Genomic DNA, 22,575 nt, shown 5'->3' with positions numbered 1-22,575 from the left:
GTAGGCTCCGTGGCCGGCCCGCTGGTCAGCCGCACGCGCGGCGGAGGTGGCGCATGAGCAGCACGATGAGCCCTCGGGATGCGTCGGCCGGCGCGGCGCGCGGCCGCTGGTGGCTGATCGCGGTCGGCGCCCTTCTGCTGGCGCTCGGCCTGCTCGGCCTCTCCCTGACCCTGGCGTTCACCATCGCCAGCACCCTCTGGTACGGCGTGCTCCTGCTGGTGGCCGGCCTCGGAGAGATCGCCGAAGCGGCGGCGAGGCCCGGCGAGAGCGAGCCGTGGCAGGCCCGTGCGATCCGGATCGCGGCCGGGATCCTCTATCTCCTCGGCGGCCTCTACGCGATCGTTCGCCCCCTCGACGCGTCGCTCGCCCTCACCCTGGTGCTCGGCCTCGTCCTGGTCGCCTCCGGCCTCGTCCGGATCGTCTGGGCCGTCACCCATGAGGTGCGCGGCTCCCGCACCGGAATCATCCTGCTCGCCGTGCTCTCCGGCATCCTCGGGGCCGCCATCCTGGCGCAATGGCCCTGGTCGGGGCTGTGGGCGATCGGGTTGCTCGTGTCGTGCGAGCTGATCGCGGCCGGGCTGTCCTGGTGCTGGATCGGGTTGGCGCGGGGCCGGCCTGCCGCCGCGGCCATGCCGGCCCGGGGATCCGGCCTGCCGGCCCATTGATCGCCCGCCCCGGCCCCGGGTGTCGCCGGCGGACGGAGGGGAGCGAGAACCGGAGGAAGACCCATGGCCCATGCGAACGGCCCCGCAGGCGGCGCGGCCCAGGCGCACAGGAAATCCCGCAGACCGGCCGCGGATCGGCCCGGCTCCGCCTCGGCCTCGCGCCCGGCCCGTCTCGCCTTCACCCTCGACCTGAGCACCGGCGCGGTGATCCGGATCGAGACCGTCGGCGCGGCCGACGAGCGTCGCGATCTCTCCGAGGGGGAGCGGCTCGCGCTGTCCTCCGGGGCCGGTGAGGAGCCCGTCGAGTCCCTGATCGAACGGGCCTTCGAGGCCGGGATCGCCTGCATGCTGGGCGACGACGAGGACGAAGGGCCGGACGATGCGGCCGACGCGGGCCTGCGCCGCCTCATCCTCAAGCCCCTGATGGACGACGGCCCGGCCGCGGGCCTGATGCGGCGCGACGTCGTCGGGCGCGCCATCGTCGAGACCCTGATCCGGCACGGCCTGCGGCCCCGCCCCGACGAGGCGGCCGCCGCACGGGACGAGCGTGCCGGCCCCACCGCTCCCCTCGGTCCAGACGCGTGAGAACAGGGAGATGACCATGGCCACCACAGCGCGTGACGATGATCTCGCCAAGGCCCTCGTCGGCAGCGGCATCCTGCGCCGCAACCGCATGCGCCGCCTGTTGCTGGCTCACCTCCTGCGCGAGAAGCGCACGGGTGAGGAGGACGAGATCTTCGAGGACGAGGGCGAGGAGGACGGCGAGGAGGACAGCGGCATCCTGCGCCTTCCCCTCTCCAGCCGCCTGGCCCGCCGCCGGCGCATGCGCCGCCAGCTGATCGCCCATCTGCAGGACGAGCGGGGCGGCCCGGACGAAGAGGAGTTCGGCTCCGAGGACGAGGAGGACGAGGGCGGCGACCGCCATATCCTGCGCCTGCTGATCGCGAGCCGGTTCCTGCGCCGCCAGCGGGTCCGGAGCATGCTGCTCGCGCATCTCCTGAAGGAGCGAAGCGAGGGCGAGGACGAGGACATCGGCGAGGAGGGCGAGGAGGGCGGCCGCGACGAGCGCCGCATCCTGCGCCTGCTGATCGGCAGCGAGCTGCTCCATCGCCGGCGGCTGCGGCGGCTGCTCCTGGCCCACCTCCTGCGGGACCGGCGCGGCGCGGAGGACGAGCCGCTCGGCGAGGGCGAGCACGAGGGCGAGGAGAGCGGCGACCGCGACCGCCGCATCCTGCGCCTGATCATCGGCAGCGACCTCCTGCGCCGCCGCCGGATCCGCCGGCTGCTGCTCGCCCGCCTCCTGCAGGAGCGGCGCGAGGCGGCCTGAGCCGCATCGGGCGCGGGGGAGCGACGAACCGGACCGAGAGGACGCAGCCCCCGTGCCCGAACGCCCGATGCGCCGCGGCGGACCGCCGTCGCGGCGCACAGAACGCCTCGCGGGCTCCTCCGCCGCCGGATCGTGGCTCGCGCCGATGGACCCGGACGATGCCGACCGGATCCGCCGCGGCGCCAGCGCCCGTCGGTCCCTCGTTCGGAGACGGATCATGACCTCGCCGTCATCGCGAACCGAACCCCCGATCGCCTCGCGGACGCCGCCTGGGGGCGAGACCGCGGGACAGGCCGCGCCCACCCTCCGCCGCCGCGTCCTCGACGAGGCGGAGCGCTATCTCTGGTTCGCGCTCTACCTGATCGTCGTTTTCGGGACGCTGATCATCTTCAGCCTCAACATCTACGCCCGCTTCGACCAGGACGTTCCGCATTACCCGAGCTACCACTTCTACGCTCTCGGCCTGATCAATGCCCTGGTCTTCGCCAAGATCATGCTGATCGCCGAGGCGGCGGGCGTGGGATCGGCCGTCGTCGCGCGCCGTGCGCAGGAGAGACGCGTCATCACGTCCATCCTGTATCGCGCATCGATCTTCTCGGCGGTCCTCGTCGTCGCCTACGTCCTCGAGAAGCTGCTGGAGGGTCTCTGGCACGGGAAGGGCGTGGGCCGGATCCTCCCTGAGATCGCCGGCGGTCCGCTCGGTCTGATCTCGCTCGCCTGGGTCCTGCTGGTCGCGCTGATCCCCTATTTCACCTACCGCGAGCTCGGCCGGATCCTGGGCGATGCGAGGTTGCGGGCGATCCTGCTGAGCCGCGGTGGCGCATCGCACGACCGGGCTGTGAGGCAGGGCGAGGATGCGTTCGCGCCCGAGGTCGATGGGCGCGAGACCGGCGCCGTAGCGACCGCCCCGCTCCGGCGCGCCGGACAGACCGGGTCCGAGCGGGCCGGCGTCTGATCGCATGCCGGCGCGCCCCCGCGCTCGATGCCGCGCTTCGGGGCGGACGACCGGCCGACGCGATCGGCAGCGGGAGAGGCGCGCAGCGGGCGGCCGCTCCCGGATCCTCAGAGGTCGGCCGTTGCGAGGGTCTCGACCAGTCGCCACAGCTGCCCGGCATTCTGGACGACGATGCAGCGCGCCCTGGTGCAGATCTGCGCGAGGGCGTCGGGTTGTGTCCGGGTCAGGGCCAGCCCGAGGACGGTGACGCCGCGACCGGCCAGGCTCCGGCAGGCCTCCCGGGCATCGGCGACGAGGTAGGCCGGATCGTGGATGTCGATGTCGGAGGGCTCGCCGTCCGTGACGACCAGCATCAGGCTCGGCCCCGGAGGGAGGGCGCGGCCCGCATGCCGCAGGGCGGCGCCGAGCCGCGTCGAGCCGCCGGGTTCGAGCCCGGCCAAGCGCCCGGCGGCCACCTCCGGGGTGTCGCTCCAGCGCTTGATCCAGCGCGCACGCACGTCGTGGCGCCCGGCGGAGCGGAAGGCCATGACCGCGCACGGGACGTGGAGGCGCGGGAGCGTGCCGATGAGGGCGCGCGCGATGCCCCGGGCCGCGTCGATCAGACGGCCGCCGCCCGGCGCCGGATCGGCCGTCGACAGCGAGGCATCGATGAGGAGAAGCACCGGCCGGGACGGGGCGTCGCGGCGGATGCGGGCGTACAGCCGCGCGTCGGGCGGGCGGCCGGAGCGGATCCGGGCGACGGCATCGATCGCCGCGGCGAGATCGAGGTCGTCGCCGTCGAGTTGCCGCCTGAGCCTGACGGCGCGGTGGGCGCGCAGGCGCCGCAGGGCTTGGCCGAGGCGCGGATCGGGCGGGACCGCCAGGGCCGTGCCGGGCGCGGGCTCCTCCTCGCGCACGCTCGCCCAGTCGGGCCGGGCGCAGCGGATCCGATGGTCCCATTCGGGGTAGCGCCACACCCGGCCCGCGGGTTCGGGCGGCGCGTCGGCCCCCGCCGCGCGGGCGGTCGCGGCGGCATCGCCGGGGCTCGGCTGCGGGCGGGCGGCGGCCTCCGCCTCCGGCCGCTCCCACAGGCCGGCATGGTCGTCGCGGTAGGCCGGCTCGACGACCCAGGTGCGCGGGCTGAAGGGCAGGCGCATCTGGCCGAGGTCGTTGCCGAGCCGGTCGCCGATGCGGCGGCTCAGGGCCGGGTCGGTCCAGGCGGCGGGATCGGCGAAGAACAGGGCCCGGCCCTTGGCCACGAAGCCGTCCGGGTCGTCGCTCTCGGGGTCGAGGAGCGCGCGGGCGAGACGCGCCATCAGGGCCGGGGCCGTGCGGGGGCCGGGCTCGGCGTCGTGGAAGGGCAGCCAGAGCCGCCGCAGCCCCGGCCGCTCGCGCAGGGCCAGGGCCTCGACCCGCGCATCCTCGATCAGCGAGACGAGGGCGACCTGCGCGGGCCTCAGGCGCCCGACCGCGAAGCGCCCGCCGCCGTGGGCGAGGTGGGCGCCGATATGCGCGAGGCTCGCCTCGGCGAGGCGGTCATCGGCCGCTCGGACCGGGGCGGCCCCGTGCGGCAGCCGGATCCCGTCCTCGTCGAAGCTCGGGCGCTGCGCCGGACCGCCGGGCTCGGGCGGGGGCAGGGTCGAGACCGGGTCGGCGCGGCCCCACAGCGCCCGCAGCAGCGCCGCGCGCCGCCGCTCGCCCTCCGGGCTCACAGCACCTGCGCGGCGATGGCCGCGGCGAGCGCGTCGCGCAGGGCCGGGTCGTCGGAGAGCGGCGTCGCCACCGCGAGGGTGCAGGCGGGCGCGAAGCCGATCCCGCCCGCGATCAGGCGTCCGGCATGGATCAGCATCCGGGTCGAGGCCCCCTCGGCGAGCCCCTCGGCGACGAGGGCGCGGGAGGCCGCGCCGACCCGCACGAGGCGCGTCGCGCAGCCCTCGTCCACGCCCGCCTCGTGCGCGACGATCTCGGCCTCGGCGCCCGGCTCCGGATACGTGAAGGCCAGCGCCCCGAAGCGCTGCTTGGTGGATTCCTTGAGGTCCTTCTGCAGCGCCTGGTAGCCGGGATTATAGGAGACGACGAGCAGGAAGTCGGGATGGGCCGGCACCACCTCGCCGCTGCGCTCCAGCGGCAGCATGCGCCGGGCATCCGTGAGCGGGTGGATCGCCACCAGCGTGTCGGGCCGCGCCTCCACCACCTCGTCGAGGTAGCAGATGGCGCCGAAGCGCACCGCCCGGGTCAGCGGCCCGTCGTGCCAGACCGTGCCGCCCGCATCGAGCAGCCAGCGCCCGACGAGGTCGGGGGCGCTCATGTCCTCGTGGCAGGCGATGGTGACGAGCGGGCGCCGCAACCGCCAGGCCATGTGCTCGAGGAAGCGGGTCTTGCCGCAGCCCGTCGGCCCCTTGAGGATCATCGGCAGCCGCGCCGCGCAGGCGGCCGTGAAGAGCGAGACCTCGTCGCCGACGGGGCGGTAATAGGGTTCGGTGCGGATGAGGTAGTCGCTGAGCACAGGGGCGTCCGGAGGTCGTTCGAGGGAGGTCGCCTATCCGCCTCCCCCGCGCAGGCCCGGCTGCGCGGGGATAAGGAGGATGCGCGGGTGTCCCCTCTCCCCGCGGGCGGGGAGAGGCTTTCGCCCCCTCGGTGGGGGCGAAAGGAGCGCAGGCGGATGCCGGAGCGAGGGTGAGGGGGAGGAGCCGGATTCGCAGCTTGCTGCATCCCCTGAACGGGGACGCAGCCCTCTCCCCGCCCGCCGGGAGAGGAGGACATCCCCTGCCTTCTCTTTCCCCGGACAGCCCTGCTGAAAGGGCAGAGGGTGGAAAGCGCCCGCCTACCGGTGCGCCGCCGCCCCCTCGCCGACGAGCGGGATGCCCTCGATCGGGCATTCGGGCGTGCCGACGCTCGCGCGGGTGATGCCGCGCACCGCGTCGCGGGTGCCGTCGGGGTCCTCGATCCAGCGGCGGTAGAAGTCGTACGGGCAGGCCGACAGCCCGTGCCGCTCCTCGCGGGAGTTGATCATGCCGGTGTAGCCGCGGTGGAGCAGCTTGAAGAGGTGGTTCTCCGACTGCCAGTGCTGGCGCGCGTCGCGGATCAGGAACTTCGAGAGCGCCGCGTACTGGATGCCGTTCTCCTCCTCGCCGCACTCGCCGAGCGTGCGCCCGTCGAAGCCCACCAGCGCCGAGTGGCCGAAATAGGTGTAGACGCCGTCGAAGCCCGAGGCGTTCGCCACCGCCACGTAGACGTTGTTGGCGAAGGCCATCGCCTTCGACATCAGGATCTGCTGCTCCTTGGCCGGGTACATGTAGCCCTGGCAGCGGATGATCAGCTCGGCCCCGCGCATCGCGCAGTCGCGCCAGATCTCCGGATAGTTGCCGTCGTCGCAGATGATCAGGCTGACCTTGAGGCCCTTCGGCCCCTCCGAGACGTAGGTGCAGTCGCCCGGGTACCACCCCTCGATCGGCACCCAGGGCATGATCTTGCGGTATTTCTGGACGATCTCGCCCTTGTCGTTCATCAGGATGAGGGTGTTGTAGGGGGCCTTGTGCGGGTGCTCCTCGTGGCGCTCGCCGGTGAGCGAGAAGACGCCCCAGACCTTCGCCTTGCGGCAGGCCTCGGCGAAGATCGCGGTCTCCTCGCCGGGGATCACCGAGGCGGTCTCGTACATCTCGGCGGCGTCGTACATGATGCCGTGCGTCGAGTATTCGGGGAAGACGATCAGGTCGAGGCCCGGCAGACCGGCCTTCACGCCCACCACCATGTCGGCGATCTTGCGGCAGTTCTCCAGCACCTCCGCCTTCGTGTGCAGCCGCGGCATCTTGTAGTTGACGACCGCGACGCCGACGCTGTCGTGGCTGCTGGAAATGTCACCGTGATGCATGGCGTTCTCCCGTCTGCTTCAGGATTGTCGAGGACGACGCGGGATCCCCTCTGCCGTTTGGGAGAGGGGTTCCCTGGCGTGCCCTCAGTGGCTGATCATCCACGGCCGCGCGGCCGGGAAGCTTTTCGCAGTTGCGGGCGCGGCGGCCGCCTTGGCCTTGGGCGCGCAGCAGCCGCAGCCGGCGCCGTGGCTGCGGCGGGGGGCGTGGCGGCTGCGCTCGTTGGTGGCATGCGCGGTCTTCGTGGCCGCATCCATGCCGGACAGCCGCGGCGCGGTCAGGAAGGCCCGCTCGCAGGCCTCCCCGCAATCCGGGCAATCGTGCGGATCGCGGAACTGCGCCATGGGGCGCAGCACCGTGAAGGGGCCGCAGGTTTGGCAAGCGTAGTCGTAGACCGGCATCTTACTTGTCCGGCGAGATCGGCATCTGGATCGAGCCGTCGAGGAACTGCGTCGGCCCGGCCGCACTCGGGTTGATGTCGAACTCGAAGATGCCGGTGGGCAGCCAGAGCGTCGCGCAGGCATTCGGCACGTCGACGACGCCCGAGACGTGGCCCTGGACCGGCGCGGTGCCGAGGATCGAGTAGGCCTGCGCCCCCGAATAGCCGAATTTTTTTAAGTATTCAATCGCGTTGAGGCAGGCCTGCCGGTACGCCACCGTCACGTCGAGATAGTGCTGGCCGCCGCTCTCATCGACCGAGATGCCCTCGAAGATCAGGTAGTCGTCGTAGCGCGGGGTGATCGGCGAGGGCTTGAAGATCGGGTTCTTGATCCCGTACTTGGCCATGCCGCCCTTGATGAGATCGACCTTGAGGTGCACCCAGCCGGCCATCTCGATGGCGCCGCAGAAGGTGATCTCACCGTCGCCCTGGCTGAAATGCAGGTCGCCCATCGAGAGGCCGGCGCCCGGCACGTAGACCGGGAAGTAGATCTTCGAGCCGCGCGACAGGTCCTTGATGTCGCAATTGCCGCCGTGCTCGCGCGGCGGGACGGTCCGCGCGCCTTCCGCCGCCGCCTTGTCCTTCGCCTCGCCGGTGAGGCGGCCCATATGGGCTGTCGGGCCGAAGGGCGGGTTGGCGAGGCCGGGCACCCGCGTCGGGTTGGTGGCGATGAGCGCCGTCTCGCGCTCGTTCCAGGTCGAGAGCAGCTTCGGGTCGGGCAGGCAGCCGATCAGGCCGGGATGGATCAGGCCGGGGAAGCGCACGCCCGGCACGTGGCGCGACTTGGTGAACAGGCCCTCGAAGTCCCAGATCGACTTCTGCGCCAGCGGGAAGTGGTCGGTGAGGAAGCCGCCGCCGTTCTGCTTCGAGAAGAAGCCGTTGAAGCCCCATTGGGACTCCTGCTTCGCCCCGATGTCGAGGAGGTCGACGACCAGCAGGTCGCCGGGCTCGGCGCCCTCGACCCCGACCGGGCCGGACAGGAAGTGCACGATCGACAGGTCGATGTCGCGCACGTCGTCGGCCGAGTCGTTGTTCTTGATGAAGCCGCCGGTCCAGTCGTAGGTCTCGATGATGAAATCGTCGCCCGGCTTGACCATGGCGACCATCGGGATGTCCGGGTGCCAGCGGTTGTGCACCATGTCGTTCTCGTAGGCCGACTGGGTGAGATCGACCTTGATCAGGGTCTCGGGCATGTCCTCTCGGCTCCTCGTTCGGGGTTGGATCGAAGGCAGGCGCTCCCGGCCCGGCGCGGGGGAGCCCCGGCCGGTCCGTCCTGCCGTCTCTCGGTCGTCCGGCTCGCGCCGGATCGCGGCGTCGCTCCCGTCAGACCGACAGGAAGCGGGCGACCTTGGCCTCGTCGATGTCGGCGCGGGCGTCCTCGTGGACGATGCTGCCGTTCTCGATCACCAGCACGCGGTCGGCGATGTCGAGGGCGAAGCTCAGCACCTGCTCGGAGACGACGATGGAGAGACCGCGCTCGTCCCGGATCCGCTTCAGCGTCCGCCCCATCTCGCGGATGATCGAGGGCTGGATGCCCTCGGTCGGCTCGTCGAGGAGCAGCACCTGCGGGCGGCTCGCGAGAGCGCGCGCGATGGCGAGCTGCTGCTGCTGCCCGCCCGACAGGTTGCCGCCGCGCCGCCCCTTCATCTCGAGGAGCACCGGGAACATCTCGTAGAGATCGCCCGGGACCTTGCTCGCGCCGGTGACGGTGAGCCCGGTCTCGATGTTCTCCTGCACCGTCATGGCCGAGAAGATCATCCGCCCCTGCGGCACGTAGGCGAGACCCGCGGCGACGCGCCGGTAGGTCTTGAGGGCGGTGACGTCGGTCTCCCCGACCCGGATCCGGCCCGCCCGCGCCGGCACGATCCCCATCAGGGTCTTCATGAAGGTGGACTTGCCCATGCCGTTGCGGCCCATGAGCGCGACGATCTCGCCGGGCGCGACGGACAGGTCGATGCCGTGCAGCACCTCGCTCTGGCCGTAGGCCGCGTGCAGGTCGCTGACCGACAGGAGGGGCGCCGCGGCGGGGGCGAGCGGCGGGGCTGCGGCGGGGACGGTCTGGAGCATGGCGGCGGCCTCCCTCAATGCCCGAGATAGACTTCGACCACCTTGGGGTCGTTCTTCACCCGCTCCATCGAGCCCTCCGAGAGCACCCGGCCCTGGTGCAGCACGGTCACCCGGTGGGCGATGTCCTCGACGAACTTCATGTCGTGCTCGATGACGAGCACCGAGCGGCCCTTGATGATCTGGTGCAGCAGTTCCGCGGTCTTCTTGCGCTCGGCGACGCTCATGCCGGCCACCGGCTCGTCGAGCATCAGGAGTTCCGGGTCCTGGATCAGCAGCATGCCGATCTCCAGCCACTGCTTCTGGCCGTGGCTCAGGAACTCCGCCCGGGCGTCGAGATGGTCCTTCAGGAAGATCATCTCGGCGATGGCGTGGATGCGGTCGCGCACCTCCGCGTCGCGCTTGAAGGTGAGCGCGCCGAGCACCGTGCGCCCGCGCGGGAAGGAGATCTCCAGGTTCTCGAACACCGTCAGGTCGTCGTAGATCGACGGGGTCTGGAACTTGCGCCCGACGCCCGCCTGGACGATGGCGCTCTCGGAGAGCCGGGTCAGTTCCTGCCCGCGATACTTGATCGAGCCCGAGGTCGCCTTGGTGCGCCCGCAGATCAGGTCGAGGACCGTGGTCTTGCCGGCGCCGTTCGGCCCGATGATGACCCGGATCTCGTCCGGATCGACGTAGAACGACACGTCGTTGACCGCCTTGAAGCCGTCGAACGAGACCGTGAGCCCCTCGACCGCGAGCAGGAAATCCTTGTCGTTCGGGGAGGCGCCGGGGAGGAGGGCGGCGGACATCGGGCTCACCTATTCGGCCGGGGCGCCGTGCGGCAGCACGGCCGGGAGGGCGGGGGACTTCGGCTTGCGGGACAGGCGCGGCTCGACGTGCTGGCGCCAGATGCCGGCGAGCCCGTTGGGGAAGGCGAGCACCACCGCGATGAACAGCGCGCCGAGGCCGAACAGCCAGAGTTCCGGGAAGCTCTCGGAGAAGCTGGTCTTGGCCCAGTTGACGAGCAGCGTGCCGTAGACCGCGCCGAACAGCGACAGCCGCCCGCCGACCGCGGTGTAGATCACCATCTCGATCGACGGCACGATGCCGACGAAGGAGGGCGACATGAACCCGACCTGCAGGGTGAACATCGCCCCTCCCACGGCCGCGAAGGCGGCGGCGAGGCAGAAGGCGAAGATCTTGAAGCTCGCCACCGCGTAGCCCGAGAAGCGCACCCGGTCCTCCTTGTCGCGCATGGCGACGAGGATGCGCCCGAGCTTCGAGCGCTTCACGGCCTGGGCGACCAGGATGCAGGCGATCAGGAGCCCGCCATTGACGAAGTAGAGGATAGTCTTCGCCGCATCCGTCCGGATGTCCCAGCCGTTGAGGGTGCGCAGGTCGGTGATGCCGTTGATGCCGCCGGTATAGCCCTGCTGGCCGACGATCAGGATGGTGAGGATCGCCGCGATGGCCTGGGTGATGATCGCGAAGTAGGTGCCGCCGACGCGCCGCTTGAACATCGCGGCGCCGATCACGAAGGCGAACAGCGTCGGCACCGCCACCACGGCGATGAGCGTCAGCGGCAGGCTGTGGAAGGGCTTCCAGAACCACGGCAGGGCCGTGACCTGGTTCCAGTCCATGAAGTCCGGGATGCCCGGGGTCGACTGGATCCTGGTGTTCTCGACCGAGGAGGCTTCGAGCTTCAGGTACATCGCCATGCAGTACCCGCCGAGGCCGAAGAACACGCCCTGGCCGAGCGAGAGGATGCCGCAATAGCCCCAGCAGATGACGAGGCCGAGCGCGACGAAGGCGTAGGTGAGGTACTTGCCGACCAGGTTGAGGCGGAAGCTGTCGAGGGCGAGCGGGAGCAGCACCAGGATCAGCCCGGCGAGGAGGAGGAGGCTCACCCACTCCATCGGCTTCATGAAGGGGTTGTCGTTGAGGGTCGGGAGTTTCATGGGGCGGGACTCCTCAGCGCCGGACCTTGAGGGTGAAGAGCCCCTGCGGGCGCAGCATCAGGATCGCCACGACGCCGAGCAGCGTGAGCACCTTGGCGGTGGAGCCGGAGAGGAAGAACTCCAGCGTCGACTGGGTCTGCGAGATCGAGAAGGCCGACGCGATGGTGCCGAGGAGGCTCGCCGCGCCCCCGAAGACCACGATCAGGAAGGTGTCGACGATGTAGAGCTGGCCCGAGGTCGGCCCCGTCGAGCCGATCATCGTGAAGGCCGCGCCCGCGATGCCGGCGATGCCGCAGCCGATGCCGAAGGTGGCGCGGTCGACCCGGTCGGTGTCGATGCCGACCGCGCCCGCCATGACGCGGTTCTGCATCACCGCCCGCACCTGCCGTCCCCAGCGCGAGGCGAACAGGAGCAGCGCCACCGCGACGGTGATCAGGACCGTGACCGCCATCACGAACATGCCGTTGATCGGGATCTCGATCGCGTCCGTGACCTGGACCGAGCCGATCAGCCAGGAGGGGAGTTCGACGCCGACCTCGCGTGCGCCGAAGATCGAGCGGTAGGCCTGCTGCAGGATGAGCGAGAGGCCCCAGGTGGCGAGCAGCGTGTCGAGAGGCCGCTTGTAGAGATGGCGGATCAGCGCCCACTCCACCAGCATGCCGAGCGCGCCTGCGGCCAGGAAGGCCAGGACCATCGCCACGAAGAAGTAGCCCGGGAACAAAGCCGGCAGGTTGCTCTGGAAGAACCCCGAGCACAGGTAGGTCACGTAGGCGCCGAGGATCATGAACTCCCCGTGCGCCATGTTGATGACGCCCATCTGCCCGAAGATGATGGCGAGGCCGAGCGCCATCAGCACGTAGACCGAGAACAGGATCAGGCCGGCGAAGCCCTGCATGGCGAAGATCGCGCCGAGGTCGCCGAGCGAGTAGTCTCCGAACATGGGAGGGCTCCGGGATGGATGGGGGCGCGGGGCGGCACTGTCTGGGGCGGGCGGCGCGGGATCCCCTCTCCCCTGCGGGACAGGGGATCCCGCGTGGATCGAACGCCGTCGCGGCTACTGGTAGCCCACCGGGAACGGGTTCGGTTCGATGAGGCCGGCACTCTCGTAGACGACCTCGAACTGTCCGTCCGCCTTGGCGAGACCGACCCGGGTCTTCGACCAGAGGTGATGGTTGGGATGGATGCGCACGTAGCCCTCCGGCGCGCCCTTGAACTCGATGCCCGCCGAGCCCGCCGCGATCTTGTCGACGTCGAACGAGCCGACCTTCTCGGCGGTGAGCTTCCACAGGAACGGCCCGAGATAGGCCGCCTGCGTGACGTCGCCGATCACCGTCTTCTCGCCCCACATCTTCTTGAAGGCGGCGACGAACTTTTCGTTGTTCGGGTTCTTGAGCGACTGGAAGTACTTCATGCAGGCGTAGGCGCCGGCGATGTTCTCGCCGCCGATGCCGTCGATCTCGTCCTCGGTCACCGAGATCGTCATCAGCACCTGCTTCGACAGGTCGATGCCGGCCGCCTTGAGCTGCTTGTAGAACGCCACGTTCGAGCCGCCGACCACGTCCGTGAAGATCACGTTCGGCTTCGTCAGCTTGATCTTGTTGATCACCGAGTTGAACTGGGTATGGCCGAGCGGGAAGTACTCCTCGCCGACGACCTTGCCCTTGATCACGTTCTCGACGTGCTTGCGGGCGATCTTGTTCGAGGTGCGCGGCCAGATGTAGTCCGAGCCGATGAAGAAGAAGGTCTTGCCGCCTTTCTCCTTCGCCACCCAGTCGAGGCCGGCCAGGATCTGCTGCGTCGCTTCCTGGCCCGTGTAGATGACGTTCTTCGACTCCTCCAGGCCCTCGTAGAAGGTCGGGTAGTAGAGCATGCCGTTGTACTGCTCGAACACCGGCAGCACCGCCTTGCGGGAGGCGGAGGTCCAGCAGCCGAACACCGCCGCGCACTTGTCGTTGACGAGGAGCTTCTTGGCCTTCTCCGCGAAGGTGGGCCAGTCGGAGGCCCCGTCCTCCTGGATCACCTTGATCTTGCGCCCGAGCACGCCGCCCTCGGCATTGATCTGCTCGATGGCGAGCTTTTCCGCCTGCTGCGCCCCGGTCTCCGAGATCGCCATGGTGCCGGTGACCGAGTGCAGGATGCCGACCGTCACCTCGCTGTCCGTGACGGCGAGGCCCGTGGTGTTCACCGCCGCGGTGGCCGGCCCCGCCGCGAAGGCGAAGCGGGGCAGGGCGGCCGCCGCGGGCGCCGCGGCGAGTCCCATGAGCAGCCGGCGCCGCAGCGCCGATTCGAGGCCCCGGTCGTTGTCAGCCATTGCTCGTCCTCTCCTGCAGGCCCGCGCCGGTCCGCCCCGGTGGCGGGCGGTGTCCTGCACGTCTGACCGCAGGCTAGGCAGCGTTGTGCGACGCAGCATATACGCTGTTTTGCGTATACCGCCGGCCCGGAAAGCTCCGCAGGATCATGCGCCCTGCCCCGCCTGCGGGCGCCCGGCATCGGCCGCGCGGCCGGCAACCGGCCCGATCCGTGCTTGGCGTGCGCGACGACGGACGATGCTGCGTTGCGAAAGGCCGCCGCGGACGCTCATGCACGGACGACCATGCACGGACGACAGCGCATCATTCCGGTCCGGCGCGACTACAACCGATGGGTTGCGAACGAGACCCTTGAGGATTTCGCCCTGCGCTTCACGGCCAAGCGGGCGCGGCGCTGGTCGGCGCTGCGCGTCGCCCAGACGGCCCTCGGCTCCGTGGCCTTCCTGGCCCTGGAGGCGATCGGCGGCACGCTGATCCTGTCGAGCGGGTTCACAAACACGGTGCTGGCGGTCCTGACCGTCGGGCTGATCATCTTCGCCACCGGCGTGCCGGTGAGCGCCTACGCGGCCCGCTACGGGCTCGACGTCGACCTGCTCACCCGGGGCGCCGGGTTCGGCTACATCGGCTCGACCATCACCTCGCTGATCTACGCGAGCTTCACCTACCTGTTCTTCGCCATCGAGGCCGCCATCATGGCGCTCGCGCTGGAGCTGTGCTTCGGCCTGCCGCTTGCGCTCGGCTACCTCGTCAGTGCGCTCGCGGTGATCCCGCTCGTCACCTACGGCATCGCGCTCATCAGCCGCTTCCAGCTCGTCACCCAGCCGGTCTGGCTCGCCCTGAACCTGCTGCCGCTCGCCTTCATCGCCGCCTCCGCGGACGCGCCGCTGGAGGCGTGGATGGCCCATGCGGGGCTCGTGGGCGAGCGCGGCGCCGGGTTCGACGGGCTGCTCTACGGCGCGGCCTGCGGGATCCTGTTCTCGCTGATCGCGCAGGTCGGCGAGCAGGTGGATTTCCTGCGCTTCGTCCCGCCGGCGCCGCCGGGGCGGTCCCTGCGCTGGTGGGCGGCAGTGCTCGGCGCGGGGGCCGGCTGGATCCTGCCGGGCATGCTCAAGATCCTGCTCGGCTCGTTCCTGGCGGTGCTGGCGCTCGGCCGCGGCGTACCGCCGGAGCACGCGAGCGAGCCGACGCAGATGTACGCGGTGGCCTTCGGCTACGTGTTGTCGTCGGGAAGCGCGGTGATCTGGCTCACCGCCCTGTTCGTGGTGATCTCCCAGCTCAAGATCAACGTGACGAACGCCTATGCGGGCTCGATCGCGTGGTCGAACTTCTTCTCGCGGCTGACCCACAGCCATCCGGGCCGCGTCGTCTGGCTGGTGTTCAACGTCGCGATCGCCCTGCTCCTGATGGAACTCGGCATCTACAAGACGCTGGAGCGCACGCTCGGCCTCTACGCGCTGGTGGCGGCGGCCTGGATGGGCGCGCTGGTGGCGGACCTCGCGGTCAACAAGCCGCTCGGCCTCTCGCCGCCGGGGATCGAATTCAAGCGCGCGCATCTCTACGACGTGAACCCGGTCGGCACCGGCGCGATGGCGCTCGCCTGCCTGCTGGCCTGCCTCGCCTATGCGGGGGTGCTGGGGGCGGGGCCGCAGGCCTTCGCGGCCTTCATCGCCCTCGGCACCGCCTTCGCGGCCGCCCCGGTCATCGCCTGGGCGACGGGCGGGCGCTACTACCTCGCGCGCCGGCCGCGGCGGCACTGGAAGGGCTGCGGCGACATCACCTGCGGCGTGTGCGAGCACGGCTTCGAGGCCGAGGACATGGCCTATTGCCCGGCCTACGCGGTGCCGATCTGCTCGCTGTGCTGCTCGCTCGACGCGCGCTGCGGCGACCTGTGCAAGCCGCACGCCCGGTTCGGCGCCCAGGCGAGCTTCGTGGCCGGGCGCCTGCTCCCGGCGCGCGTGGCCGCCGCCTTCGATTCCCGGCTCGGGCGCTACGCCGGGGTGATGCTCGCCCTCTGCTGCGCCGCCGGGCTGATCCTCGGCGCGATCTACGCGGAGGGCGCCCACCGCGCCCCCGAGCAGAGCGCCGTGCTGGCCCAGGCGCTCCAGGCGGTGTTCTTCGTCATGGCGGTGATCTTCGGGGTGGTGGCGTGGCTGTTCGTGCTGGCCCAGGAGAGCCGCCGCGTCGCGCAGGAGGAGACCGCCCGCCAGACCGCGCTCCACCGGGCCGAGATCGCGGCCCACAGGATCACCGACGCCAAGCTGCAGAAGGCCAAGGAGGCCGCGGAGGCGGCGAACCTCGCCAAGAGCCGCTACGTGGTGGGGATCAGCCACGAGCTGCGCACGCCGCTCAACGCCGTGCTCGGCTACGCCCAGCTCCTCGAGAACGATCCGGCGATCCCGCTCCCCCGCCAGGCGGGCCTGCGGGTGATCCGGCGCAGCGCCGAGCACCTGTCGGGGCTGATCGACGGCCTCCTCGACATCTCGCGCATGGAGGCGGGCCGGCTGCAGCTCCACCGCAACCACGTGCGGCTCCCCGACTTCCTCGACCAGATCGTGGACATGTGCCGGCCCCAGGCCGAGGGCGCCGGGCTGGAGTTCCGCTTCGACCGGCCCCCGAGCCTGCCCGCCCTCGTCGCCACCGACGAGAAGCGCCTGCGCCAGATCCTCCTCAACCTGATCTCCAACGCGATCAAGTTCACGGCGCGCGGCCATGTCGGCCTGCAGGTGACCTACCGCAGCCAGATCGCCGAGTTCGCCGTCACCGACACGGGCTCGGGCATTCCCGAGGCCGACCGGCAGCGCATCTTCGAGCCCTTCGTGCGCGGCTCGCTGCCCGCCGCCACCAGCACGCCGGGCACCGGGCTCGGGCTGACCATCGCGCATCTCCTGGCGCAGGTCATGGGGGGCGAGATCACGGTGACGAGCGAGGTCGGGCGCGGCAGCACCTTCCGCCTCAAGCTGATGCTGTCCTCGCTCGCCGATCCGGCCGGCGCCGCTCCCGCCGAGGCGCCGATCACCGGCTATGCCGGCCGGCGGCGCACGATCTTCGTGGTCGACGACGACCCGGCCCACCGCGACCTGATGCGCGAGATCCTCACGCCCCTGGGCTTCACCCTCCTGTCGGCCGCGGACGGGCCGAGCTGCCTTGCGCTGGCCGCGGATTGCCGGCCGGACCTCTTCCTCCTCGACATCGCCATGCCGGGCATGACCGGCTGGGAACTCGCCCGCGCGCTGCGGGCCGCCGGCCACGGGCCGGCGCGCATCGCCATGATGTCGGCGAACGTGCACGAGATCAGCCCGGTGCGGGGCGAGGATGCGCCGCACGACGCGATGATCGCCAAGCCGTTCGACCTGCGCGACTTCCTCTCGCGCATCCAGCTCCTGCTCGGGCTCGACTGGACGAGCGCCGAGGCCCCCGCCGCCAGGCCCGGCCCGCCGCGGGCGAACCCCGATCAGGTCGCCGAGCTGATCCGGCTCGGGCGCATCGGCCACGTGCGCGGCATCGAGGCGAAGCTCGCCGAGATCGAGGCCGAGACGCCCGAGCCGTACGTCGCCGAGCTGCGCGGCCTCGTGCAGGCCTACGACCTGCCCCGCTACATGGCGATGCTCGAAGGGATGCGCGGCGATGCCTGAGTCCGGCCGCGACGTCGTGCTGGTGATCGACGATTCGCCCGAGACCCTGAGCTTCCTCACCGCCGCGATCGAGGCGACGGGCGCCACCGTGCTGGTGGCGGTGTCGGGCGAGGCGGCGCTGACGCTGGTCCAGGAGATCACCCCCGACATCATCCTGCTCGACGCGGTGATGCCCGGCCTCGACGGGTTCGAGACCTGCCGCCGCCTCAGGGCCGACGCAGCCCTGGCCCACGTCCCGGTGATCTTCATGACCGGCCTGTCGGAGACCGAGCACATCGTGCGCGGACTCGAAGCCGGCGGGGTCGACTACGTCACCAAGCCGATCTCGTCCGGCGAGATCCTGGCGCGGATCCGCGTCCACCTCGCCAACGCGCGCGCGGCCCAGAGCGCGCGCCTCGCCCTCGACAGCGCCGGGCGCTTCCTGTTCGCGGTCGATGCCGCGGGGGCGGTCCGCTGGTGCACGCCGCAGGCCGCCAAGCTGCTCGGCGACCTCGACGGGGCGGCCGGCGGCGACCCCGCGCTGCCGCAGGCGGCGCTGGCGTGGCTGCGCACGGATTCCGCCGGCCCCCTCGCCCTGCCGGTGCGCGACGGGCGCCGCCTCCAGCTCAGCCGCATCGGCCGCGTCGGCGGCAACGAGGTGCTCCTGCGCCTCACCCTCGACGGCGGCGAGATCGAGCGCCTGCGCCGCGCCCTCGGCCTGACCCAGCGCGAGGCCGAGGTGCTGCTCTGGGTCTCGCGCGGCAAGGCCAGCCGCGACATCGGCGAGATCCTGTCCCTGAGCCCCCGCACCGTCACCAAGCACCTGGAGCAGATCTACGCCAAGCTCGGCGTCGAGAACCGCACCTCGGCCTCGGCGCTGGTCGTTCGCGCGCTGCAGGACCAGCGCGCCTGACCGGGCCCCGGTCGGCCCGGTCCTCAACCGCCGGGACGGTGCCCGGCCCTGGCGGACGGGACCGGCCGCCGGACTACTCGGCCGCCGAGGCGTAGGCTTCCACCGGCGGGCAGCTGCACACGAGGTTGCGGTCGCCGTAGGCGTTGTCGACGCGGTTCACCGGGGGCCAGTACTTGTCCATCCCGAGCGAGCCGGCCGGGAAGCAGGCCGCCTCCCGCGAGTAGGGCCGCTCCCAGGGACCGATCAGGTCCTGCACCGTGTGCGGGGCGCGCTTGAGCGGGTTGTTGTTCCGGTCGGCCCGGCCCTCCTCGATCGCCCGGATCTCCTCCCGGATCGACAGCATCGCGTCGCAGAAGCGGTCGACCTCCGCCTTGGTCTCGGATTCGGTCGGCTCGATCATCAGCGTGCCGGCGACCGGCCAGCTCATCGTCGGCGGGTGGAAGCCGCAATCGATCAGCCGCTTGGCGATGTCCTCGACGCTGATCCCGGCGGTCTTCTGGAAGGGGCGCACGTCCACGATGCACTCGTGCGCCACGCGTCCGTTGCGGCCCGTGTAGACGATCGCGTAGGCGCCCTTGAGCCGCTCGGCGATGTAGTTCGCGTTGAGGATCGCCACGCGGGTCGCTTGCGTGAGCCCGCGCCCGCCCATCATCAGGCAGTAGCTCCACGAGATCGGCAGGATCGAGGCCGAGCCGAACGGCGCGGCCGAGACCGCGCCCGCCTCGCCGGTGCGCGGATCAGACGGGAGATGGGGGATCAGGTGCGCCTTGACGCCGATCGGCCCCATGCCGGGACCGCCGCCGCCGTGCGGGATGCAGAACGTCTTGTGCAGGTTGAGGTGGCTGACATCGGCGCCGATGTCCCCCGGCCGGGCGAGCCCGACCAGCGCGTTGAGGTTGGCGCCGTCGAGATAGACCTGGCCGCCATGCTGGTGGACGATGTCGCAGATCTCGCGCACCCGCGTCTCGAACACGCCGTGGGTCGACGGGTAGGTGATCATGCAGGCGGCGAGCCGGTCGGCGTGCTGCTCGGCCTTGCGGCGGAAGTCGTCCACGTCGACGTTGCCCTGCGGGTCCGCCGCCACCACCACGACGGTCATGCCGCACATCTGCGCGGAGGCCGGGTTGGTGCCGTGGGCCGAGGAGGGGATCAGGCAGACGTCGCGGTGGCCCTCGCCGCGGGCGAGGTGGTAGCCGCGGATGGCGAGAAGCCCGGCATATTCCCCCTGCGCACCCGAGTTCGGCTGCATCGAGATGGCGTCGTAGCCGGTGATGTCGCAGAGCTTCTGCGACAGGTCCTCGATCAGCTCGGCGTAGCCCCGGGCCTGGTCCTCGGGGACGAAGGGATGGATCTCCGAGAATTCCGGCCAGGAGATCGGCAGCATCTCGGCCGTGGCGTTGAGCTTCATGGTGCAGGAGCCGAGCGGGATCATGGTGCGGTCGAGCGCCAGATCCCGGTCGGCGAGGCGGCGCATGTAGCGCGTCATCTCGCTCTCGGCCCGGTTCATGTGGAAGATCGGGTGGGTGAGGAACGCGGAGCTGCGCTGGAGCCCGGCGGGCAGCCGCGCCTCGGGCCACGCCTCGTCGTAGGCGAGGTCCGTGCCCCCGAAGGCGCGCCACACGGCCTGGATGATGTCGGGCCTCGTGCGCTCGTCCACCGTGATGCCGATGCGGTCGTCGCCGATCTTGCGCAGGTTGACGCCGTTCTCGACGGCGCTCCTCAGGATCATGCCCTGGAACGGGCCGACCGCGACCGTGATCGTGTCGAAGAATGTCTCGGGCTCGACCGTGAAGCCCAGCCGCGTCAGGCCGTCGGCGAGGCGCACGGCGTCGCGGTGCACGCGCTGCGCGATCGCCTTCAGGCCCTCCGGCCCGTGATAGACCGCGTACATCGAGGCGACGACGGCGAGCAGCACCTGGCTGGTGCAGATGTTCGAGGTCGCCTTCTCGCGGCGGATGTGCTGCTCGCGGGTCTGGAGCGCGAGGCGGTAGGCGCGCTGCCCGCGGGCATCGACGGACACGCCGACGATGCGCCCGGGCATGGCCCGCTTGGTGGCGTCGCGCGCCGCCATGTAGGCGGCGTGCGGGCCGCCGTAGCCCACCGGCACGCCGTAGCGCTGCATCGAGCCGACCGCGATGTCGGCGCCCATCTCGCCCGGCGCCTTGAGCAGCGTGAGCGCCAGCGGATCGGCCGCCACCACGGCGATGGCGCCGGCCGCGTGCAGGCGCTCGATCGGGCCGGTGAAGTCGTGGATGGCGCCGTTCACGCCCGGATACTGGAACAGCGCGCCGAAGACCTCTCCGGGAACGAGGTCGCGGAAGGGATCGCCGACGATCACGCGCCAGCCGAGCGGGGCGGCCCGGGTGCGCAGCACCGCGATGGTCTGGGGCAGGCAGTCCTTGTCGACGAAGAAGGCGTCGGCCTGCGAGGTGGCCACCCGCTGCGCCATGCCCATCGCTTCGGCCGCCGCCGTCCCCTCGTCGAGCAGCGAGGCGTTGGCGATGTCGAGCGCCGTCAGGTCGCAGACCATGGTCTGGAAGTTCAGCAGCGCCTCCAGGCGGCCCTGGCTGATCTCCGGCTGGTAGGGCGAATAGGCCGTGTACCAGGCCGGGTTCTCGAAGATGTTGCGCTGGATCGCGGGCGGCATCGTGGTGCCGTGGTAGCCCTGGCCGATCAGCGACACGAGGAGGCGGTTCTTGTTGGCGACCGCGCGCATCCGCTCGATCGCGCGGCGCTCGGTCAGCGGGCGGCCGAACTCGATCGGCTCGGATTGCCGGATGTCGGGCGGCAGCGTCTCGTCGATCAGGGCATCAAGGCTGTCCGCGCCGACGCGCTGCAGCATCTCGGTCATCTCGCCGAGGGTCGGGCCGATGTGCCGGCGGTTGGCGAAGTCGTAGGGGTCGTAGGCGGCCATCTGGCGTCTCTCCGGGCCGGTCACTGCGTGAAGGCCGCGTAGGCGGCCTCGTCCATCAGGGTCTCCATCGCGGCCGGGTCCTTGAGGCGCATCCGGTAGAGCCAGCCCGAGCCCTGCGGATCGGCGTTCACGGTCTCGGGGGAGGCCGCGACCGCGTCGTTGACCTCCGTCACCTCGCCGTCGAGGGGCGCGTAGACCTCGGAGGCGGCCTTGACCGACTCGACCACCGCCGCGGCGGCGCCCTTGATCAGCGCGGCCCCGACCTTCGGCAGTTCGACGAAGACGAGGTCACCGAGCTGCTCGGTGGCGTGCTGGGTGATGCCGACCGTGGCGATCTCGCCGTCGAGCTTCAGCCATTCGTGTTCGTCCGTGAAACGCAGCATGGGAGTCACTCCGGTCGGTCAGTCGCGCTTGAAGGTGGCGGGACGGAAGGGAAGGGGGGTCACGACGAGGGGCAGGTGCTGGCCGCGGACCTCCGCGAGGAGACGCGTGCCGGCCTGCGCGTGCAGGGCCGCGACGTATCCCATCGCCACCGGGGCGCCGAGGCTCGGGCCGAAGCTGCCCGAGGTGACGGTGCCGAGCGGCGTGCCGTCCTCGGCCAGCAGCGGGGCGCCGGCCCGCACGGGCGCCCGCCCCTCGGGGCGGAGGCCGACGCGCCGCCGCGCCGTGCCGGCTTCCAGCTCCTGCAGGATGCGGGCCTCCCCCGGGAAGCCGCCGGCGCGCGCGCCGCCCCGCCGCCGGACCTTGGGGATCGCGAAGCCCAGATCCGCCTCGGCGGGGCTCGTGGTCGGGTCGATGTCGGCCCCGTGCAGGCAGAGGCCCGCTTCGAGCCGCAGCGTGTCGCGGGCGCCGAGCCCGACCGGCATCACGCCTGCTTTCGCCAGCAGCGCCTCGGCCACTGCCTCGGCGGCCTCGGCCGGCACCGAGATCTCGAACCCGTCCTCGCCCGTGTAGCCGGAGCGCGCGACGAAGCCCGGCGCGCCGAGCAGCGTGACCGTGCGGACGTCGAGGAAGCGCATCGCCGCGACCTCGGGCGCCAGGGCCGCCAGCGCCGCCTCGGCCGCCGGTCCCTGCAGGGCGATCAGCGCATCGGGCCGCTCCTCCACGGCGATCTCGGCCGGCAGGCGCTCGCGCAGGCGGGCGGCGTCCGCCCGCTTGTTCGCGGCGTTCACCACGACGACCAGACGGTCGTCGAAGCGGGCGACCATCAGGTCGTCGAGGATGCCACCGGATTCATCGGTGAGCAGCCCGTAGCGCTGGCGGCCGGCCTTCAGCCCGGCGAGATCGGCCGGGATCAGGCTCTCCAGCGCGCGGGCGATCCGGTCCGGATCGGGGCCGGAGAGCACGACCTGTCCCATGTGGGAGACGTCGAACAGCCCGGCGGCCTGCCGCGTGTGCAGGTGCTCCTTGAGCTGGCCAGCCGGGTATTGCAGCGGCATGGCGTAGCCCGCGAAGGGCACCATGCGGGCGCCGAGGCGCAGGTGCAGGTCGTGCAGGGGCGTGTTTCGGAGAGCAACCGGTTCGACGGGCTGCGCTGACATCTCGGGATCCTCCGCGACAGGCGAGACCGACGGCGCTCACGCACCGCGG

Annotated in this window: 19 protein-coding genes; 6 read left to right on the top strand and 13 right to left on the bottom strand. The window is 71.3% G+C overall.

Translation table 11 applies throughout. From position 1 onward, the window contains the following. Positions 1–53 precede the first annotated feature (53 nt). From MFF61_RS23640 to MFF61_RS23625, 4 genes are all read left to right on the top strand, one after another. Positions 54–665, top strand: a complete 612-nt coding sequence (locus tag MFF61_RS23640) for an HdeD family acid-resistance protein (protein WP_238239906.1) — start codon at positions 54–56, stop codon at positions 663–665. A gap of 63 nt (positions 666–728) precedes the next feature. Next, positions 729–1,250: a hypothetical protein gene (locus MFF61_RS23635; protein ID WP_238239905.1), complete on the top strand. Its 522-nt coding sequence runs from the start codon at positions 729–731 to the stop codon at positions 1,248–1,250. Between the two features lie 16 nt (positions 1,251–1,266). After that, positions 1,267–1,992 (top strand): hypothetical protein, encoded by a 726-nt coding sequence (locus tag MFF61_RS23630; protein ID WP_238239903.1) that lies wholly within the window; start codon positions 1,267–1,269, stop codon positions 1,990–1,992. Between the two features lie 217 nt (positions 1,993–2,209). Beyond that, positions 2,210–2,947, top strand: coding sequence for a hypothetical protein (locus MFF61_RS23625; RefSeq protein WP_238239901.1), 738 nt, complete (start codon positions 2,210–2,212; stop codon positions 2,945–2,947). A gap of 107 nt (positions 2,948–3,054) precedes the next feature. On the opposite strand, the gene MFF61_RS23620 is transcribed toward MFF61_RS23625, so the two are convergent. From MFF61_RS23620 to urtA, 10 genes are all read right to left on the bottom strand, one after another. Beyond that, the gene (locus tag MFF61_RS23620) at positions 3,055–4,638 is read right to left on the bottom strand and encodes a nitric oxide reductase activation protein NorD (protein ID WP_238239899.1); all 1,584 of its coding nucleotides are present in this window, start codon (positions 4,636–4,638) and stop codon (positions 3,055–3,057) included. Further along, on the bottom strand, positions 4,635–5,432 hold the full coding sequence (locus tag MFF61_RS23615; protein ID WP_238239898.1) for a CbbQ/NirQ/NorQ/GpvN family protein: 798 nt from the start codon (positions 5,430–5,432) through the stop codon (positions 4,635–4,637). Before MFF61_RS23615 ends, MFF61_RS23620 begins: the two co-directional genes overlap by 4 nt. 318 nt (positions 5,433–5,750) lie before the next feature. Continuing rightward, positions 5,751–6,797: an aliphatic amidase gene (locus tag MFF61_RS23610; RefSeq protein WP_238239895.1), complete on the bottom strand. Its 1,047-nt coding sequence runs from the start codon at positions 6,795–6,797 to the stop codon at positions 5,751–5,753. 84 nt (positions 6,798–6,881) lie between these two features. Then, positions 6,882–7,196: an FmdB family zinc ribbon protein gene (locus MFF61_RS23605; protein WP_238239894.1), complete on the bottom strand. Its 315-nt coding sequence runs from the start codon at positions 7,194–7,196 to the stop codon at positions 6,882–6,884. A gap of 1 nt (position 7,197) precedes the next feature. Then, positions 7,198–8,427 carry a formamidase gene (gene fmdA / locus MFF61_RS23600; RefSeq protein ID WP_238239890.1) on the bottom strand — a complete coding sequence of 410 codons (1,230 nt, stop codon included), beginning with the start codon at positions 8,425–8,427 and terminating at the stop codon, positions 7,198–7,200. Between the two features lie 130 nt (positions 8,428–8,557). Then, the gene (gene urtE / locus MFF61_RS23595; protein WP_238239888.1) at positions 8,558–9,301 is read right to left on the bottom strand and encodes an urea ABC transporter ATP-binding subunit UrtE; all 744 of its coding nucleotides are present in this window, start codon (positions 9,299–9,301) and stop codon (positions 8,558–8,560) included. A 14-nt stretch (positions 9,302–9,315) separates the two neighbouring features. Next, entirely contained in the window at positions 9,316–10,089 is a 774-nt protein-coding gene (gene urtD / locus MFF61_RS23590) for an urea ABC transporter ATP-binding protein UrtD (protein WP_238239886.1), read from the bottom strand. A gap of 9 nt (positions 10,090–10,098) precedes the next feature. Next, a complete protein-coding gene (gene urtC / locus MFF61_RS23585; RefSeq protein WP_238239885.1) occupies positions 10,099–11,238 on the bottom strand; it encodes an urea ABC transporter permease subunit UrtC in 1,140 nt (379 codons plus the stop codon). 13 nt (positions 11,239–11,251) lie between these two features. Continuing rightward, on the bottom strand, positions 11,252–12,178 hold the full coding sequence (gene urtB / locus MFF61_RS23580; RefSeq protein WP_238239884.1) for an urea ABC transporter permease subunit UrtB: 927 nt from the start codon (positions 12,176–12,178) through the stop codon (positions 11,252–11,254). A 114-nt stretch (positions 12,179–12,292) separates the two neighbouring features. Then, positions 12,293–13,549 (bottom strand): urea ABC transporter substrate-binding protein, encoded by a 1,257-nt coding sequence (gene urtA / locus MFF61_RS23575; protein ID WP_238239883.1) that lies wholly within the window; start codon positions 13,547–13,549, stop codon positions 12,293–12,295. Between the two features lie 282 nt (positions 13,550–13,831). On the opposite strand from urtA, the gene MFF61_RS23570 reads away from it, so the two are divergent. After that, on the top strand, positions 13,832–17,179 hold the full coding sequence (locus MFF61_RS23570; RefSeq protein WP_238239882.1) for a hybrid sensor histidine kinase/response regulator: 3,348 nt from the start codon (positions 13,832–13,834) through the stop codon (positions 17,177–17,179). Beyond that, the gene (locus MFF61_RS23565) at positions 17,172–18,071 is read left to right on the top strand and encodes a response regulator transcription factor (RefSeq protein WP_238239880.1); all 900 of its coding nucleotides are present in this window, start codon (positions 17,172–17,174) and stop codon (positions 18,069–18,071) included. The genes MFF61_RS23570 and MFF61_RS23565 overlap by 8 nt, the downstream gene beginning before the upstream one ends. 73 nt (positions 18,072–18,144) lie before the next feature. Here MFF61_RS23565 and gcvP read toward each other — a convergent pair whose 3' ends face one another. From gcvP to gcvT, 3 genes are read right to left on the bottom strand one after another with little or no spacing between them, the layout of a single operon-like run. Further along, positions 18,145–20,985: an aminomethyl-transferring glycine dehydrogenase gene (gene gcvP / locus MFF61_RS23560; protein ID WP_238239879.1), complete on the bottom strand. Its 2,841-nt coding sequence runs from the start codon at positions 20,983–20,985 to the stop codon at positions 18,145–18,147. A gap of 20 nt (positions 20,986–21,005) precedes the next feature. Continuing rightward, positions 21,006–21,368, bottom strand: a complete 363-nt coding sequence (gcvH, locus tag MFF61_RS23555) for a glycine cleavage system protein GcvH (RefSeq protein ID WP_238239873.1) — start codon at positions 21,366–21,368, stop codon at positions 21,006–21,008. A gap of 18 nt (positions 21,369–21,386) precedes the next feature. Next, positions 21,387–22,526: a glycine cleavage system aminomethyltransferase GcvT gene (gene gcvT, locus MFF61_RS23550; protein ID WP_238239870.1), complete on the bottom strand. Its 1,140-nt coding sequence runs from the start codon at positions 22,524–22,526 to the stop codon at positions 21,387–21,389. Positions 22,527–22,575: the final 49 nt, after the last annotated feature.

This window comes from Methylobacterium isbiliense (assembly GCF_022179325.1).
GTDB classification, from domain to species: Bacteria; Pseudomonadota; Alphaproteobacteria; order Rhizobiales; family Beijerinckiaceae; genus Methylobacterium; species Methylobacterium isbiliense.
This window is presented reverse-complemented; position numbering and strand designations above follow the sequence as displayed.

Excerpts from the sequence above, each read along its gene's own strand:
- MFF61_RS23640 (WP_238239906.1), top strand. The coding sequence starts at position 54 with ATGAGCAGCACGATGAGCCCTCGGGATGCGTCGGCCGGCGCGGCGCGC.
- MFF61_RS23635 (WP_238239905.1), top strand. The coding sequence starts at position 729 with ATGGCCCATGCGAACGGCCCCGCAGGCGGCGCGGCCCAGGCGCACAGG.
- gcvT (WP_238239870.1), bottom strand. The coding sequence starts at position 22,526 with ATGTCAGCGCAGCCCGTCGAACCGGTTGCTCTCCGAAACACGCCCCTG.
- urtC (WP_238239885.1), bottom strand. The coding sequence starts at position 11,238 with ATGAAACTCCCGACCCTCAACGACAACCCCTTCATGAAGCCGATGGAG.
- MFF61_RS23610 (WP_238239895.1), bottom strand. The coding sequence starts at position 6,797 with ATGCATCACGGTGACATTTCCAGCAGCCACGACAGCGTCGGCGTCGCG.
- MFF61_RS23605 (WP_238239894.1), bottom strand. The coding sequence starts at position 7,196 with ATGCCGGTCTACGACTACGCTTGCCAAACCTGCGGCCCCTTCACGGTG.
- gcvP (WP_238239879.1), bottom strand. The coding sequence starts at position 20,985 with ATGGCCGCCTACGACCCCTACGACTTCGCCAACCGCCGGCACATCGGC.
- urtD (WP_238239886.1), bottom strand. The coding sequence starts at position 10,089 with ATGTCCGCCGCCCTCCTCCCCGGCGCCTCCCCGAACGACAAGGATTTC.
- urtB (WP_238239884.1), bottom strand. The coding sequence starts at position 12,178 with ATGTTCGGAGACTACTCGCTCGGCGACCTCGGCGCGATCTTCGCCATG.
- MFF61_RS23625 (WP_238239901.1), top strand. The coding sequence starts at position 2,210 with ATGACCTCGCCGTCATCGCGAACCGAACCCCCGATCGCCTCGCGGACG.
- MFF61_RS23565 (WP_238239880.1), top strand. The coding sequence starts at position 17,172 with ATGCCTGAGTCCGGCCGCGACGTCGTGCTGGTGATCGACGATTCGCCC.
- urtE (WP_238239888.1), bottom strand. The coding sequence starts at position 9,301 with ATGCTCCAGACCGTCCCCGCCGCAGCCCCGCCGCTCGCCCCCGCCGCG.
- MFF61_RS23630 (WP_238239903.1), top strand. The coding sequence starts at position 1,267 with ATGGCCACCACAGCGCGTGACGATGATCTCGCCAAGGCCCTCGTCGGC.
- gcvH (WP_238239873.1), bottom strand. The coding sequence starts at position 21,368 with ATGCTGCGTTTCACGGACGAACACGAATGGCTGAAGCTCGACGGCGAG.
- urtA (WP_238239883.1), bottom strand. The coding sequence starts at position 13,549 with ATGGCTGACAACGACCGGGGCCTCGAATCGGCGCTGCGGCGCCGGCTG.
- fmdA (WP_238239890.1), bottom strand. The coding sequence starts at position 8,427 with ATGCCCGAGACCCTGATCAAGGTCGATCTCACCCAGTCGGCCTACGAG.
- MFF61_RS23570 (WP_238239882.1), top strand. The coding sequence starts at position 13,832 with ATGCACGGACGACAGCGCATCATTCCGGTCCGGCGCGACTACAACCGA.